The organism is Streptomyces sp. NPDC002838 (assembly GCF_040295365.1).
Taxonomy (GTDB): Bacteria; Actinomycetota; Actinomycetes; order Streptomycetales; family Streptomycetaceae; genus Streptomyces.
Window position 1 is genome coordinate 1 of record NZ_JBEOVF010000015.1, and the last position, 16,044, is coordinate 16,044.

The 16,044-nt window shown below is 71.4% G+C and carries 13 protein-coding genes; 7 read left to right on the plus strand and 6 right to left on the minus strand.

Annotated features, from left to right (window positions below; translation table 11 throughout):
* Positions 1-143: 143 nt before the first annotated feature.
* From ABT063_RS20375 to ABT063_RS20395, 5 genes are read right to left on the minus strand one after another with little or no spacing between them, the layout of a single operon-like run.
* Entirely contained in the window at positions 144-1,454 is a 1,311-nt protein-coding gene (locus tag ABT063_RS20375) for a DUF58 domain-containing protein (RefSeq protein ID WP_351058760.1), read from the minus strand.
* Positions 1,454-2,443 (minus strand): AAA family ATPase, encoded by a 990-nt coding sequence (locus ABT063_RS20380; RefSeq protein ID WP_351058761.1) that lies wholly within the window; start codon positions 2,441-2,443, stop codon positions 1,454-1,456. The genes ABT063_RS20375 and ABT063_RS20380 overlap by 1 nt, the downstream gene beginning before the upstream one ends.
* On the minus strand, positions 2,443-3,645 hold the full coding sequence (locus tag ABT063_RS20385; protein ID WP_351058762.1) for a DUF4350 domain-containing protein: 1,203 nt from the start codon (positions 3,643-3,645) through the stop codon (positions 2,443-2,445). Before ABT063_RS20385 ends, ABT063_RS20380 begins: the two co-directional genes overlap by 1 nt.
* Positions 3,642-4,457: a DUF4129 domain-containing protein gene (locus ABT063_RS20390; protein WP_351058763.1), complete on the minus strand. Its 816-nt coding sequence runs from the start codon at positions 4,455-4,457 to the stop codon at positions 3,642-3,644. Before ABT063_RS20390 ends, ABT063_RS20385 begins: the two co-directional genes overlap by 4 nt.
* A 4-nt stretch (positions 4,458-4,461) precedes the next feature.
* Complete coding sequence (locus tag ABT063_RS20395) at positions 4,462-5,820, minus strand: DUF7847 domain-containing protein (protein WP_351058764.1); 1,359 nt, start codon at positions 5,818-5,820, stop codon at positions 4,462-4,464.
* 140 nt (positions 5,821-5,960) lie between these two features.
* Here ABT063_RS20395 and mtnA point away from each other — a divergent pair, with 140 nt between their 5' ends.
* The 7 genes from mtnA to ABT063_RS20430 all read left to right on the plus strand — a co-directional run bounded on the left by mtnA (position 5,961) and on the right by ABT063_RS20430 (position 14,847).
* The gene (mtnA, locus tag ABT063_RS20400; protein ID WP_351058765.1) at positions 5,961-7,106 is read left to right on the plus strand and encodes an S-methyl-5-thioribose-1-phosphate isomerase; all 1,146 of its coding nucleotides are present in this window, start codon (positions 5,961-5,963) and stop codon (positions 7,104-7,106) included.
* An 8-nt stretch (positions 7,107-7,114) separates the two neighbouring features.
* Positions 7,115-7,804 (plus strand): two-component system response regulator MtrA, encoded by a 690-nt coding sequence (mtrA, locus tag ABT063_RS20405; protein WP_187822996.1) that lies wholly within the window; start codon positions 7,115-7,117, stop codon positions 7,802-7,804.
* Between the two features lies 1 nt (position 7,805).
* Positions 7,806-9,887, plus strand: coding sequence for an MtrAB system histidine kinase MtrB (gene mtrB / locus ABT063_RS20410; RefSeq protein ID WP_351058766.1), 2,082 nt, complete (start codon positions 7,806-7,808; stop codon positions 9,885-9,887).
* On the plus strand, positions 9,877-11,700 hold the full coding sequence (locus ABT063_RS20415; protein ID WP_351058767.1) for an LpqB family beta-propeller domain-containing protein: 1,824 nt from the start codon (positions 9,877-9,879) through the stop codon (positions 11,698-11,700). Before mtrB ends, ABT063_RS20415 begins: the two co-directional genes overlap by 11 nt.
* Positions 11,701-11,886: 186 nt before the next feature.
* Positions 11,887-12,894 (plus strand): ComF family protein, encoded by a 1,008-nt coding sequence (locus tag ABT063_RS20420; RefSeq protein ID WP_351058768.1) that lies wholly within the window; start codon positions 11,887-11,889, stop codon positions 12,892-12,894.
* Between the two features lie 310 nt (positions 12,895-13,204).
* The gene (hpf, locus tag ABT063_RS20425) at positions 13,205-13,897 is read left to right on the plus strand and encodes a ribosome hibernation-promoting factor, HPF/YfiA family (protein ID WP_351058769.1); all 693 of its coding nucleotides are present in this window, start codon (positions 13,205-13,207) and stop codon (positions 13,895-13,897) included.
* A gap of 203 nt (positions 13,898-14,100) precedes the next feature.
* Complete coding sequence (locus tag ABT063_RS20430; RefSeq protein WP_351058770.1) at positions 14,101-14,847, plus strand: response regulator; 747 nt, start codon at positions 14,101-14,103, stop codon at positions 14,845-14,847.
* 24 nt (positions 14,848-14,871) lie between these two features.
* Here ABT063_RS20430 and ABT063_RS20435 read toward each other — a convergent pair whose 3' ends face one another.
* Positions 14,872-16,044 (minus strand): winged helix-turn-helix domain-containing protein, encoded by a 1,173-nt coding sequence (locus ABT063_RS20435; RefSeq protein WP_351058771.1) that lies wholly within the window; start codon positions 16,042-16,044, stop codon positions 14,872-14,874.

The following is a 16,044-nucleotide window of genomic DNA, read 5'->3' on the forward strand; positions in this document are numbered from 1 at the left end:
TACAGCGCCGATGGTACTGCAGGGGGGACCCTGTGGGAGAGTAGGACGCCGCCGAACAAATCTTGGGAAGACCCCGCACCGGGACGGTGCGGGGTCTTCTGCATTTCAGGGCTCTTTAGGCGGGGCGGCGGCGCCACCCACCATTACAGGCGGCCCGCAGCTTTCAGTGCCAGATACGCGTCTGCCAGTGCTGGAGCCAGATCGTCGGGCGTCGCATCGACGACCGTCACGCCGTGGCGGCGGAGTTGTTCCGCAGTGCGATGACGTTCGGCTTGGGCGTGGGCGGCGGCTGCGGCCTCGTAAATTGCCTCGGTGCTTCCGCGGGCCGTGGCCATGCGAGCGATGTGCGGGTCCGCTACCGATGCCAGCAGGAGGGTGTGGCGCTGGGTGAGTCGGGAGAGGACGGGCAGCAGGCCTTCTTCGACGGGGGCTGCGTCCAGGGTGGTCAGGAGGACGATCAAGGATCGGCGAGGGGCCGTCCGGAGTGCCGTCGCTGTGAGGCCACGGGCGTCCGTTTCGACGAGTTCGGGTTCCAGTGTCGCCATCGCGTTGACCAAGGACGGAAGGACGTCGCCTGCCGTGCGGCCCTGAACGAGGGCGCGTACCCGGCGGTCGTAGGCGAGCATGTCCACGCGGTCGCCGGCTCGGGATGCCAGTGCCGCCAGGAGCAAGGCGGCGTCCATGGAGGCGTCGAGGCGGGGGGCGTCGCCTACGCGGCCGGCCGAGGTACGTCCGGTGTCGAGGACCAGGAGGATGTGGCGATCGCGTTCGGGGCGCCAGGTGCGTACGGCGACCGCGGACTGGCGGGCTGTGGCGCGCCAGTCGATGGAGCGCGTGTCGTCGCCAGGGACGTACTCGCGCAGGCTGTCGAATTCCGTGCCTTCGCCGCGGGTGAGCACACTCGTGCGGCCGTCCAGTTCGCGCAGGCGGGCGAGCTTGGAAGGCAGGTGCTTGCGGCTGGTGAAGGGAGGCAGGACGCGTACCGTCCAGGGAACCTGGTGGGTGCCTTGGCGGGAGAAGAGGCCGAGAGGGCCGTAGGAGCGGATCGTGACGCGATCGGCCTGGCGGTCGCCGCGGCGGGTGGGGCGTAGGCGGGTTGTGATGCGTCGGCGTTCGCCGGCCGGGACTGTCAGGCGGTGACGGGAGGCCGCGATTTCCGTGCCGGGCTGCCAGCTGCTGGGGGGCCAGGCGTCGCGGAGGCGCGCGCGGAGGGGGCGGGGGGAGGTGTTGGTGACCGTGAGAGTGACGTCGGCGGTGTCGCCCAGGCGCACCGAGGTGTCGCCCGAGCGGGCGAGGCCGAGGCGCCGTACGGGTGCTGCCAGCGCGAAATCGCAGGCGCAGGCCACGGCCAGGGGGGCGTTGACCGCGAGGAGCCCGGTCCAGCCGGGTTCCCAGATGCCGACGGGGAGGGAGCCTAGGGCCGCGAGGAGCGCGGCGCGTCCGGTGAGCGCCATCAGCGGGGGACGGGGACGTGGGCGAGGATCGCGTTGATGACGGAGTCGGCCGTCACGCCTTCCATCTCGGCCTCCGGACGCAGCTGTACACGGTGGCGGAGGGTGGGGAGGGCGAGGGCTTTGACGTCGTCGGGGATGACGTAGTCGCGGCCCGTCAGCCAGGCCCAGGCGCGGGATGTCGCGAGGAGGGCGGTGGCGCCGCGGGGGGAGACGCCGAGGGTGAGGGACGGCGATTCGCGGGTGGCTCGGCAGATGTCCACCACGTAGGCCGTGATCTCGGGGGAGATCGCCGTCTTGGCCACCGCGGCGCGGGCGGCTTCGAGGGCGGCGGGGCCTGCTACGGGGCGTACGCCGGCGGCGTGCAGGTCGCGCGGGTTGAAGCCCTCTGCGTGGCGGGTGAGGACATTGATCTCGTCCTCACGGGAGGGGAGCGGAATCGTCAGCTTGAGGAGGAAGCGGTCCAGCTGGGCTTCGGGGAGGGGGTAGGTGCCTTCGTACTCGACCGGGTTCTGGGTTGCGGCGACCAGGAACGGCTCCGGGAGCAGGCGGGGCGTGCCGTCGACCGTGACCTGGCGTTCCTCCATGGCTTCCAGGAGGGAGGACTGGGTCTTCGGCGGGGTGCGGTTGATCTCGTCGGCCAGGAGGAGGTTGGTGAAGACCGGGCCGGGCTGGAAGGAGAACTCGGCGGTGCGCGTGTCGTAGACCAGGGAGCCCGTCACATCGCTCGGCATCAGGTCAGGGGTGAACTGGACGCGTTTGGTGTCGAGTTCGAGTGCGGATGCGAGGGCGCGGACGAGCAACGTTTTGGCGACTCCGGGGACTCCTTCCAGTAGTACGTGTCCGCGGCAGAGGAGGGCGACGACGAGGCCGGTCACGGCGGGATCCTGGCCGACCACGGCCTTGGCGATCTCGGCGCGCAGGGCCTCCAGGGCGGCTCGGGCGTTGCCCGGGTCCCCGGTCTGCCCGGCGTTGTCAGTGGTCGGGTCCATCATGGACGGCGTACCTCTCTTTCGAGGGCGTCGAGTTGATCGGCGAGAGAGATGAGGGCGGCGTCGTCGCCGGGCGGCGGGCCGTAGAGGAGGGACTGCAGGGCCTGTCCGTCTCCGTGACCCCGGAGATGGGCGGACAGGGCGGGGAGCAAGGCTTCGGGTGCGTGCGCCTGGGTGACGGGGACGCCTACGAGGGGGGCGAGGCGGGTGCGAGTGGTGGAGCGAAGAGCGGCGGCGGCGCGATCGCGGGCGTTCGCCTTGCGGTAGAGGCGGGCACGGCCTTCGACGGTTTCGGAGGCGCGGATCGCCACGGGGAGTTTTTCGGGCACGAGGGGGCCGAGTCGGCGTGCCCGCCAGAGGGCGGCGAGGGCGGCGGCGATGAAGAGCTGCAGTGTGCCCCAGAGCCAGCCCGAGGGGAGCAGGTCGAAGAAGCCGCGTTCCTCGTCGGTGTCGGCGGCCGTGGTGTCGGAGAGCGAGGGGAGGTACCAGACCAGATGGGGGCGGGAGCCGAGGAGTTGGAGGGCGAGCGAGGCGTTGCCCTGCTCGTCGAGGCGGTCGTTGTGGAGGATGTCGGGCGCGCCGAGTACGACGGTGTCACCGTCCCCGGCCGCCTCGGGTACGCGCACCAGGGTGGCCAGGCGCTCGCTGGGGTAGCACTCGTCGGCGTCGGGCCGGGTGGCGGTGTAGCGGATGCCTCCCGTGTCGGCGGTGCCCGCGCGTCGGGCGGCGGGCAGGTCGCAGTCGGGGGCGAGCGCCGAGTCGAGGCTGGTAGCGGGGTCAGCGACGACGCCGGGGGCGAGCCGTTCGACGGACCAGCTGCCGGGGGCGACGAGGACGGTGCGTCCGCCGGAACCGTTGGTCGCGGAGTGCAGTCGGTTCTGCTGGCGGTGCGTCAGCTGGTCGGGGACGGCGACGAGCAGGGTGGTGTCCGGGCCGGCGGCGGCACGGGCCTCGTTCAGGCTGGTGACCACGCGCGTGGAGACGCCGCGGTCGGCGAGGAGTTCGGCGACGGCGCGGCTGCCGGAGGGGTCGGCGGAGCGCGGGTCGAGGTTGCCGTGCCGGGCGTCGGAGCGGATCACGGCGATCGCGACAGCCGCCGCAAGGAGCAGCACCAGGGCGAGCATGACGCCTCGCGTGCGGGTCCACACCTGTCGTGCGGTGGGCGAGGCCGAGGTGGACGGGAGCGTGGCCTCGGTGGTCATTCGGCGGCTCCCCGGCGGGCGTTGTGGGCCGCGCTGTGGCTGCTGCTCGCGAGCTGCGGCTTGGTGCGCTCCAGGTCGCGGTCGAGTTCGGCGGTTCGGTGGTACGACTGCTCGGTCGCTGTCCGTCCGCCGTATGTGACGTCGTCGAAGTCCCGGGCGGCGGTGCGTAGCCGGTCCGCGTGCGAGGGCAGGGTCCGCCCCGCCTCCGCGGCCGCCTCGTCGGCGGTGCGGCCGGGGCGGGTGTCGAGGAGGGCGCGTTCTTCCAGGGAGCGGACGATGGCGCGCATGCGCTCCTGGACGGCCTGGTTCCAGTGGGCCTGGGCGGCGTGTGCCTCGGCGGCCGCGCGGTGCTCGGCGGCGCTGCGGGGGCGGTCGTCGAACAGGGTGGTGGCGGAGGTGGCCTCGCGGCGCGGAGTGCCCAGGCGCCACCACAGGGCGCCCAGGACCGCGAGGACGGCCACGATGACGACGACCAGGCCGAGCGGCCCGCCGGGTGTCGCGGCCGAGGCGGTGCTGAACAGCTTGTCGACCCAGTCCCAGAAGGCGTCCAGCGCGCGTTGGAAGAGGCCGGGTTCGTTCTCGTGGTACATGCGCTTGGTCAGCTCGCGCCGGGCCGCTTCCCGCGCGGGGTCGCGAGGGATCGTCAACGGCGGTTCGTCGCTCGAGCGGGAGAGCGACAGCAGGGAGGTGTCGCCGGCGCGCAGCACGGCCCGTACGGACCGGGCGCCGGCCCGCAGCACCGTCCGTACGGGCGATACGGCGGCGTGCGGCAGCGCCGGTACCGCTGTGAGGACTCCCCCCGCCAGGCTCACTTCGTCAGCTCCGGGGGGTGGCGCTGGTGCCGTAGTCCTGGACGCCGGCCGCGCGGGCCAGTTCGAGGTCGAGGGCTTCGCGGCGGATGCGCTGGTCGATGTAGAGGAGCACGGTGACGCCGGCCGTGATCGGGAATGTGATCATGGAGCCGATCACCGAACCGATCCCGCTGATGATGAGGAACGTCCAGCCGAGGTCGCCGGTGCCCTCCAGGAAGCCGCCGACGCCGTCGCCGCTCAGTGCCGCGGCGAGGAAGGTGAAGGGGATGACGACGATCGCGGCGATGATGTTCGCGATGATCGCCGCGAGGAGCTGGATGCCGAACACGCGCCACCAGGAGCCGCGGACGAGCTTCACGGAGCGGCTCATCGACTTCACGAGGCCCTGCTTCTCCAGCATCAGCGCGGGCGAGGCCAGGGAGAAGCGGATCATCAGCCACACGGCGACGACACCGGCGCCCAGGCCGCCCAGGACGGCGAGCGCGGCGCCTCCCGCCCCCTCGCCCGAGATGGCCACGAGGATGCCGGGCAGCGTGCCCGCGAAGACGATTCCGGCGGCGATAAGCATCAGGAGGAGGATCAGGCCCAGCAGCCTCAACACCTGCGGGCGGGCGTCGCGCCAGGCCTCGCCGGTGGTGACGGGCTTGCCGAGCACCGCGCGGCTGGTGACGCTTGTGAGCAGGGCGGTCGCAAGGACCGTGCCGATCAGGGAGATCACGAGGACGACGGCGGAGCCGAGCATGGCGTCGCCCATGGCACGGGTCAGTTCGTCGAGTGTGGCGCTCGGGTCGTTGAGGGCCTCGGCGTCGGCGGTGTCGTTGAGGACGAAGCCCTGGAGCAGGATGACGACGATCTCGGTGACGACCGCGACGGTCAGCGAGATGCCCAGGACCGTGCGCCAGTAGCTGCGCATGGTGGAAACCGCGCCGTCGAGGATCTCGCCCACGCCGAGGGGGCGGAGCGGGATCACGCCGGGCTTGGCCGCGGGCGGGGGGCCGCCCCAGCCGCCGTAACCGCCGGGAGGGCCGTAGCCGCCGCCCCAGCCTCCGCTGCTCCCGCCGGGAGGCCCGTAGCCCCCGTATCCGCCGGGGCCGGCGGGGGGCGGGGTGCCCCAGCCCGGGCCGGGCGGTGGGGGTGGTGGGGTCTGGCCGGGGGCCGCGGGGCCGGTGGGCGCGGACCACTGGCCCGGTGGCGGCTGCTCCTTGGACCACTTCGAGCCGGTGTCCTGCGGGTCCGGTCCCGGTTGCTCCGTGGGGTTCGCGGTGCCCGGCCGGTCGGCGGGCTCGGCGGGGTCCGACGCGCCGGGGTCGTGCCCGTCGGACGGGGCGGATCCGGGCGAGGCCCAGCCCGGAGTGTCGTTCATCGTCGCTCCTTCACGGTGCCCGTCCGCGGTCGCGGCGGCAGGTTGGCAGCCATCGTGCCATGGTGCGGTCGTCGACGGACCAGCCGCGGTATGGGCTGGACACCTTCAATTGTCCGCCGGATAAGGGGCAGACTGACCGCATGGCTGATCAGTACGCGCACAGCGACGAGGACAACCGGCCGACCGAGATACCGGCGATCCGTTGGGATGAGCCACCCGAAGGCCCCGTACTGGTGCTTCTCGACCAGACGAGGCTGCCGGCCGAGGAGGTCGAGCTGGTCTGTACGGATGCGCCCGCGCTGGTGGAGGCGATCCGTTCGCTCGCCGTGCGGGGGGCGCCGCTGCTCGGCATCGCCGGGGCGTACGGCGTCGCGCTCGCCGCCGCGCGGGGCTTCGACGTGGACGACGCCGCGACCGCGCTGGCGGGTGCGCGTCCCACCGCGGTGAACCTGGCCGTCGGTGTGCGCAGGGCGCAGTCCGCGTACCGCGCGGAGCTCGGCAAGGGCGGTGATGCCCAGCAGGCCGCCGAGGCGGCGTTGGCCGCGGCGCGCAGGCTGCACCGGGAGGATGCCGAGGCCAGCGCCCGGATGGCCGAGCGTGGGCTGGCGTTGCTGGACGAGCTGCTGCCCGGCGGCGGGCACCGGATCCTCACTCACTGCAACACCGGGTCGCTGGTGTCGGGCGGGGAGGGGACGGCGTTCGCGGTGGCGCTCGCGGCGCACCGGGCGGGGCGGCTCAGGCGCCTGTGGGTGGACGAAACGCGTCCGTTGCTGCAAGGTGCTCGCCTGACGGCGTACGAGGCGGCTCGCAGCGGTATGGCGTACACCTTGCTGACCGACAACGCGGCGGGCTCGCTGTTCGCGGCCGGGGAGGTGGATGCGGTGCTGATCGGGGCGGACCGCATCGCGGCCGACGGTTCGGTGGCGAACAAGGTGGGGAGCTATCCGCTCGCGGTACTTGCGCGGTATCACCATGTGCCGTTCATCGTGGTGGCGCCGGTGACGACGGTGGATCCGGACACGCCGGACGGGGCGTCCATCGAGGTCGAGCAGCGCCCCGGTCATGAAGTGACCGAGATCACAGCACCCCAGGTGCCGACGGTGGGGGCGGAAGCGGGAGGCGGAATTCCGGTGGCACCCCTGGGGACCCAGGCGTACAACCCGGCGTTCGACGTGACGCCGCCCGAGTTGGTGACGGCGATCGTCACCGAGGAGGGCGCCGTATCGCCCGTGACGGCCGAGGCGCTCGCCGAGCTGTGTGACAGGTCACGCCAGGTAACGATTTAGTTAATGGGATGATGGCATTCATGAAGGGACGAGTCCTTGTCGTCGACGACGACACCGCACTGGCCGAGATGCTCGGCATTGTGCTGCGTGGTGAAGGTTTTGAGCCGTCTTTCGTAGCCGACGGCGACAAGGCGCTGGCCGCATTCCGTGAGACCAAGCCCGATCTGGTGCTGCTCGATCTCATGCTGCCCGGACGGGACGGCATCGAGGTGTGCCGTCTGATCAGGGCGGAGTCGGGCGTGCCGATCGTGATGCTCACGGCCAAGAGCGACACCGTCGATGTCGTCGTGGGCCTGGAGTCGGGCGCCGACGACTACATCGTGAAGCCGTTCAAGCCCAAGGAGCTGGTCGCGCGGATCCGGGCGCGGCTCAGGAGGTCTGAGGAGCCGGCGCCCGAGCAGCTCGCCATCGGTGACCTGGTCATCGACGTGGCCGGTCACTCCGTGAAGCGGGACGGGCAGTCGATCGCGCTGACGCCGCTGGAGTTCGATCTGCTGGTGGCGCTCGCGCGCAAGCCGTGGCAGGTGTTCACGCGTGAGGTGCTGCTCGAGCAGGTGTGGGGCTACCGGCACGCCGCGGACACCCGTCTGGTGAACGTGCATGTGCAGCGGCTGCGGTCGAAGGTCGAGAAGGATCCGGAGCGGCCGGAGATCGTGGTGACCGTTCGTGGCGTCGGTTACAAGGCGGGGCCGAGCTGACGTGTCCGGGGACAGTGCCGCTTCGGTCCCCGGCCGGTCCGGGGACCGTGCTGGGCGGCCTGTCGGCCGGCAGACGGCGGGCTCCCGCTGGGGACAGGTCCTCCTGGAGGGCGGGCTGCTGCAGGGCGGGGTACAGGGCAGTCCGGTCCTGCGCTTGTTCATGCGCTGGGTGCGGCGGCCGCTGCTGCCCGTCATGCGGCTGTGGCGGCGCAACATCCAGCTCAAGGTCGTCGTCACGACGCTGCTGATGTCCCTGGGCGTCGTCCTGCTGCTGGGCTTCGTGGTCATCGGGCAGGTGCGCAACGGCCTGCTGGACGCCAAGGTGAAGGCCTCGCAGAGCCAGGCCACCGGCGGGTTCGCGGTGGCCAAGCAGAAGGCCGACGAGGCGGAGGCCGGGACCGGCGACGACGGCACCTCGGCGGACGGCCACCCGGAGCAGAACGTCATTCAGTGGATGAGCGACCTCGCGTCCTCTCTCTCCAGCGGCGGCCAGGGCGCCTTCGACGTGGTGACCCTCCCCGCGGACGACGACAGCGGCAGCGGGCGTGGGCCACGGGCCTCCGGCGACGTGAACCCGACGGCGAGCGTGCCCGAGGATCTGCGCGAGCAGATCGACAAAAACACGACGGCGGCCCAGAGCTACACCCGCATCATCTACAAGCCCACCGCCGGCAAGGAGTCCCAGCCGGCCCTGGTCATCGGCAAGCAGGTCAACGACCCGAACGGCGACCCGTACCAGCTGTACTACCTCTTCCCGCTCACCCAGGAGGAGAAGTCGCTGAGCCTGGTCAAGGGGACGCTGGCGACGGCCGGGCTCTTCGTCGTCGTACTCCTCGGGGCCATCGCCTGGCTCGTGGTGCGCCAGGTCGTCACCCCGGTGCGGATGGCGGCCGGGATTGCCGAGCGGCTGTCCGCCGGGCGACTGCAGGAACGCATGAAGGTCACCGGCGAGGACGACATCGCGCGCCTCGGCGAGGCCTTCAACAAAATGGCGCAGAACCTTCAGCTGAAGATCCAGCAGCTGGAGGACCTGTCGCGGATGCAGCGGCGGTTCGTGTCGGACGTGTCGCACGAGCTGCGGACGCCGTTGACGACCGTACGGATGGCCGCGGACGTCATCCACGAGGCGCGCGAGGACTTCGATCCCGTGACCGCGCGGTCGGCGGAACTGCTCGCCGACCAGCTGGACCGGTTCGAGTCGCTGCTCGCGGACCTGCTGGAGATCAGCCGCTTCGACGCGGGAGCGGCGGCGCTGGAGGCCGAGCCGATCGACCTCAGGGAGGTCGTGCGGCGGGTCGTCAGCGGGGCCGAGCCGCTTGCCGAGCGCAAGGGCACGAAGGTCCGGATCGTGGGCGACCAGCAGCCCATCGTCGCCGAGGCCGACGCCCGGCGCGTGGAGCGGGTGCTGCGCAACCTCGTCGTCAACGCCGTGGAGCACGGCGAGGGCAAGGACGTCGTCGTCAAGCTCGCCGCGGCGGGCGGGGCGGTCGCGGTCGCGGTGCGCGACTACGGCGTCGGGCTCAAGCCCGGCGAGGCGACCCGCGTCTTCAGCCGCTTCTGGCGGGCCGACCCGGCACGCGCGCGTACCACCGGTGGTACGGGACTGGGGTTGTCGATCGCTCTGGAGGACGCGCGTTTGCACGGGGGCTGGCTGCAGGCGTGGGGTGAGCCGGGCGGCGGCTCGCAGTTCCGGCTGACGTTGCCGCGGACCGCGGACGAGCCGTTGCGGGGCTCCCCGATACCGCTGGAGCCCAAGGACTCGCGGCGTAACCGTGGACTTAATGACGCCGGTCTGCCGCGCGGGGGCGGGGAAAAGGTGGCCACCGTGCCGGCCCAGCCAACGGGTGAGCCGGTGCGGTCGCGGGATCCGATCGGGCCGCGGTCGGCCGCCGCAGTGCCCACGGCCGACCCGACGGCGCTGCCGGGCAACGGCGCGCGCGTGGTGCCCCGGTCCGCGTCGGGCCCGCGCCGGCCGGACGACACGCCATCGACCGGGGACGGGCCACAGAGCGAGGCCGCGAGCCGTCCGGAGGCCGGGTCGGAGGAGTCGTACGAGCAAGGGGAGGCATTCCGTGGGCGCTGACCGCGAGGGGGGCACCCGGCGCAGGCCGGGGCGCGCGGCGGCGTACGTCGCCTGTGCCGCCGTACTGCTGGCGGGGTGCGCCTCGATGCCCGACAGCGGGGACCTGCGGGGTGTCGAGGCCACGTCGCGCCAGGACACGCAGGTGCGGGTCTTCGCCATGCCGCCCCCGGAGAAGGCGTCCACCACGGAGATCGTGCAGGGTTTCCTGGAGGCGCTGACCAGTGACGATCCGAACTACGAGACGGCTCGCAAGTACCTGACCGCCGATGCCGCGCGGAAGTGGCAACCGGAGCTGTCCACCACCGTGCTGGCGAACGGGCCGAGTTCCGCGCCCGAGCGTTCGGGGGACCGGGAGAACCCCGACGAGGTCTCGTACGAGCTGACGGGCACCAAGGTCGCCACTGTGGACGCGCGGCAGTCATACGCGCCCGCCGATGGGGAGTACGCGCAGTCGGTGCACCTCGTGCGGGACCAGAAGACCGAGCAGTGGCGCATCGACGGGCTGCCGCAGGGTGTCGTCATGGGCAAGTCGGACTTCGAGCGCAACTACACCTCCGTCAACAAGTACTACTTCGCCTTGAGCAAGACGGGGGGCACGACATCGGAGACCGTGGCCGTCGCCGATCCCGTGTACGTGCGCGAGCGCGTGGACCCCATGACTCACATGGTGCGTTCCCTGCTGAACGGGCCCACGACCTGGCTCGGGCAGGTCGTCAGGTCGAGCTTTCCCACCGGGACGGAGCTGAAGATGAAGAAGGGCGTCAGCTCGCTGACGCCCGACGACCAGAACAAGCTGACCGTGCCCCTGAACGACAAGGCCGCCCGGGTCGGTTCGGACAGGTGCGACGAGATGGCGGCCCAGCTCCTGTTCACCCTGCGCAACCTCACACCCGCGGTGGACGAGGTCGAGCTGCAGGCGGACGGCAAACAGCTGTGCGGGCTCAAGGCCGACGCCCTCGCCGCGCGCGGATCCGTGCAGCAGCCCGAGTACCTGTACTTCGTCGACGGCAAGCACCGGCTCGTGCGGGTACCGGCCGACGGCGACAGCACGCAGCCCGATCCGGTGCCGGGGGCGCTGGGCGAGGGCGACAAGCAGCTGCGCTCGGTGGCGGTCTCGCGCGACGAGCGCGCCGCGGCCGGGGTCGGGGCCGACGGCAAGGCGCTGTACGTCGGGTCGCTGGTGTCTGGCGGTTCACTCGGCGATCCCGTCCTGCTCAGCCAGGGTGCGACGGAGCAGGACCGGCTGACGGCACCGAGCTGGGACGCGCGGGGCGACCTGTGGGTGGCCGACCGCGATCCGCGCAATCCGCGGCTGCTGTTGCTGGAGGAGGGCGCTGGTGAGCCGCTGGAGGTCAAGACGCCGAGGCTGGACGGGCGTATCAAGGACGTGCGTGTGGCCGCCGACGGAGTGCGGATCGCGCTCGTCGTGGAGAAGGCTGGCGAGCAGTCCCTGTTCATGGGGCGGATCGAGCGGGACGAGAAGTCCCAGGACCCGCCGTCGGTCCAGGAGCTGCGATCCGCGACGCCGGAGTTGGAAGAGGTCACGGCCATGTCGTGGGCCGGCGACAGCCGGCTCGTGGTGGTCGGGCGGGAGCACGGCGGCGTGCAGCAGCTGCGCTACGTCCAGGTCGACGGCTCCACGCCGGAGGGGCCCGCGCCCGCGGCGCTGACGGGCGTGAAGGAGATCGCCGCGTCCGAGGACGACCAGCTGCCGTTGGTCGCGTACTCGGAGGACGGGATCGTACGGCTGCCGCCCGGGGCGCAGTGGCAGAAGGTGGACCCGGATGGGACGGCGCCGGTTTATCCGGGGTGAGTCGCTCAGGAGGCTGAGGAAAACGGCCGTCTGCTGCCGGGGGAAGCCCGGGCGGAGGCGGCCGTTGCCATGCGAGGGCCGGGATTTCCCGCTGGTGAGGGCCCTCTGCGCCGTGGTTCGGAGTTATCCACAGGGCGTTTTCCACAGGGGTGGCCGGGTCGCGTCGGGGTTGGCAGAGTGGTGCACATGCGGGGGTGGTGGCGGGACCTCACCGACTTGGTGCTGCCGGCCGAGTGCGGAGGCTGCGGGAGGCCTCGTGCGGTGCTCTGCCCGGAGTGCCGTGCGGTCCTGAGCGGGGCCGTACCGCGCCGGGTGCGACCGGTGCCGGAGCCGCCGGGGCTGCCGGTCGTGCACGCGGCGGCTCGGTACGCGGACGAGGTGCGGGCAGCGCTGCTGGCCCACAAGGAACGGGGCGCACTGGCACTGTCGGCACCGCTCGGCACGGCTCTGGCGGGGGCTGTGCGCGCGGGGCTCCGGGAGGCTTGGGCGCCCCGAGGGAGGCGTGAAGGGGCTCGGGAGCACGCCGGCGGCGCCGTGCGGGCAGAGCACCCGGCGAGGGCCGAAGCGGCTCGGGTACGGGCCGACAGGGCCATGGGGGCGGAGCAGCGAGCGGGGCTTCGTGGCCCGCGAGTGACGGACGACGCGGCCGTGCTGCTCGTTCCTGTGCCGTCCTCGCGCGGGGCCGTACGGGCTCGGGGGCATGATCCGGCGCGGCGGATCGCGCTCGCGGCGGCCGGTGAGCTGCGGCGGGCCGGGCTGTCGGCGCGTGTGGTCGCCGTGCTGCGGCAGCGGCGGGCGGTGGCCGACCAGTCGGGGCTCGACTCCCGGCAGCGGCTGGCGAATCTGGCGGGTGCGCTGGTGGTGGCGCCCGGCGGGGGTCGGCTGCTCTCCGGCGGGCGGGTCGTGCTCGTCGACGACCTGATGACGACGGGTGCGTCCCTGACGGAGGCGGCGCGTGCGGTACGGGCGGCGATGGCGGGGGAGGCGGTCGCGTACAGCGAGAGGGCGACAACGGCGGTGTACGGGGCACCAACTCGGGAATGCAGAGGAGAACGGATGACTGGAGTGACGGAGGAGGAGACCGGTCGGTCGCCCGTCCCCGCGGGACCGGCGGACGCCGACGGTGCCCGTGACCTGATCTGCGCGGCCGTGGTCGCGGCTTCGCCGGATTCTTTCGAAATGAACCGGAACTGACTGCGAACACGCATCGTTGCAGGTAATGAGAGGGCCAATTCACCTGAACGGAGGTACGCCGCGTTAGAGGGTGACGACATCCGTCCGGGCGAGATATGTTCGGTTGTGAGAGAAAGGCGCAGGCCAGCCCTCTCGTATCCGAATGCGGTGCTGCGGGATTCTCACATCACCCGCACCGGTGGAGTGGAGATCTCGCCCGCGGGGGAGGAGGTGGAAGTCACCGAGTCCGAGGTTCCGGGGTTCACCGGAGCCTGGTGCAAAAGGGAGATGCTCCGCAGCGAGGCGGAGCGATCCGGGAACGGAGTTCTGCGTGGACATCGTCGTCAAGGGCCGCAAGACCGAGGTGCCCGAGCGGTTCCGCAAGCACGTGGCCGAGAAGCTGAAGCTGGAGAAGATCCAGAAGCTCGATGGCAAGGTGATCAGCCTCGACGTCGAGGTGTCCAAGGAGCCCAACCCCCGACAGGCCGACCGCAGTGACCGAGTGGAGATCACGCTCCGCTCCCGCGGTCCGGTGATCCGGGCGGAGGCGGCAGCCAGCGACCCGTACGCGGCACTCGACCTGGCGGCGGAAAAGCTGGAAGCCCGGCTGCGCAGGCAGCACGACAAGCGCTTCTCACGCCGAGGCGCACGACGGCTCACGGCAGCCGAGGTCCCCGACCACGTTCCGGACGCGGCGACGCTCAACGGAAACGGCCACGCCGTCCGGGAGGAAGAGCCGGACGCAGTGCCCACCAAGAAGATCGGCTCGCTGGAGGTCAAGGGGGAAGGTCCCCTCGTCGTCCGTGAGAAGACCCACGTCGCCTCCCCGATGACCCTCGACCAGGCTCTATACGAGATGGAGCTGGTCGGGCACGACTTCTACCTGTTCATCGACTCCGAGACCAAGGAGCCGAGTGTTGTCTACCGGCGACACGCCTACGACTACGGCGTCATCCACCTCAGCACGGATCCGATGGTCGCCCAGGCGCAACCCCCTGCGGCGGGTGGCACGCTGGGCGGCTGATCGCCCGGCCAACAGCTGAGCCGGTGCCCCTGGTGCGCGTGTGCGCCCCCAGGGGCACCGGTGTGCGACCACTTCGCGCCCCGCCCGTCACCGCAGTGTCGTCCGGGCATGAAATCATGGCCGCACCGGCCCAACCGCTGGGCCGTTGCCTTGGGTTGGCGATGGCACAGGACCACAGGCCACAGCCTTCAGGGGGAGGAACGATGGCGGACAGCTTCGGACCGATGCAGGACGAGGACGCCGGCGACGGTGCCGTCGGCATGGGCCCGGACGCGGGCTCTCCACGCAAGGAGCCGATCCGTGTCCTGGTCGTGGACGACCATGCCCTGTTCCGCCGTGGCCTGGAGATCGTGCTCGCGGCCGAGGAGGACATCCAGGTCATCGGGGAGGCGGGCGACGGCGCGGAGGCCGTGGACAAGGCCGCCGACCTGTTGCCGGACATCGTTCTGATGGACGTACGGATGCCCAAGCGAGGCGGCATCGAGGCATGCACCTCCATCAAGGAGGTCGCCCCCAGCGCCAAGATCATCATGCTGACGATCAGCGACGAGGAGGCCGACCTCTACGACGCGATCAAGGCGGGCGCGACCGGTTATCTCCTGAAGGAGATCTCGACGGACGAAGTGGCCACCGCCATTCGCGCGGTGGCCGACGGGCAATCGCAGATCAGTCCTTCCATGGCGTCGAAACTGCTCACCGAGTTCAAATCGATGATCCAGCGGACCGACGAGCGCCGTCTGGTGCCGGCGCCGCGGCTCACGGACCGTGAGCTGGAAGTGCTCAAGCTCGTCGCCACCGGGATGAACAACCGGGACATCGCCAAGGAATTGTTCATCTCCGAGAACACCGTGAAGAACCACGTGCGCAACATCCTGGAGAAGCTGCAGCTGCACTCCAGGATGGAGGCCGTGGTCTACGCGATGCGGGAGAAGATCCTCGAGATCCGGTAGAGCCGGATCCGGATCCGGCAAGGATCAGGTGAGGGCGCGGGCGAGCTCCGTCGTGAGGGGCTCGCGCAGATCCGGTGCGTCCACCCGTTCCACGCGTACGTCCGTGCAGTCCACCCAGCTCGCCGCCTCGACCAGCGCCTGGGCCACCGCCGGGACCGCCTTCGGGCCGTCCAGGGTGACCTGCTTGGCGACCAGGGTGCGGCCCTCGCGGGCCGGGTCCACGCGGCCGACGAGGTGGCCGCCGGCTAGCACGGGCATCGCGAAGTAGCCGTACACCCGCTTCTGCTTGGGGACGTAGGCCTCCAGGCGGTGGGTGAAGCCGAAGATCCGCTCCGTGCGCGCGCGTTCCCAGATGAGGGAGTCGAAGGGGGACAGCAGCGTGGTGCGGTGGCGGCCGCGCGGGGGCGTCTCCAGGGCGGCCGGGTCGGCCCAGGCAGGCTTGCCCCAGCCCTCGACCGTGACCGGGACCAGGCCCGAGTCGGCGATCACCGCCTCGACCTGTTCGCCCTTGAGACGGTGGTAGTCGGCGATGTCCGCGCGGGTTCCGACGCCCAGGGACTGGCCGGCGAGGCGGACCAGGCGACGCAGGCACTCGGTGTCGTCCAGGTCGTCGTGCAGCAGCGCTTCCGGGACGGCGCGTTCGGCCAGGTCGTACACGCGCTTCCAGCCGCGGCGCTCGACGCAGACCACCTCGCCGTACATGAGGGCGCGCTCGACGGCCACCTTCGAGCCCGACCAGTCCCACCACTCGCTGGTCCTCTTCGCGCCGCCCAAGTCCGTGGCCGTGAGGGGGCCTTCCGCGCGGAGCTGCTTGATGACCTGGTCGTAGGCGCCGTCGGGGAGTTCGTGGTTCCAGTGCGGGCGGTTGCGGTAGGCGCGGCGGCGGAAGGCGAAGTGAGGCCACTCCTCGATGGGGAGTATGCAGGCGGCGTGGGACCAGTACTCGAAGGCGTGCGTGTCCCTCCAGTACGCGTTCTCGATCGTCTTGCGGCCCACGGCTCCCAGGCGGGCGTACGGGATGAGCTCGTGGGAGCGGGCGAGTACCGAGATCGTGTCGAGTTGGACCGCGCCCAGGTGGCGAAGGAGGCCGCGGACGCCTGCTTTGCGGTGGGGGGTGCCGAGGAAACCCTGGGCGCGAAGGGCGATGCGGCGGGCCTCGTCTGCGGAGAGTTCGGTGAGGGGGCGCGAGGTCGTCAT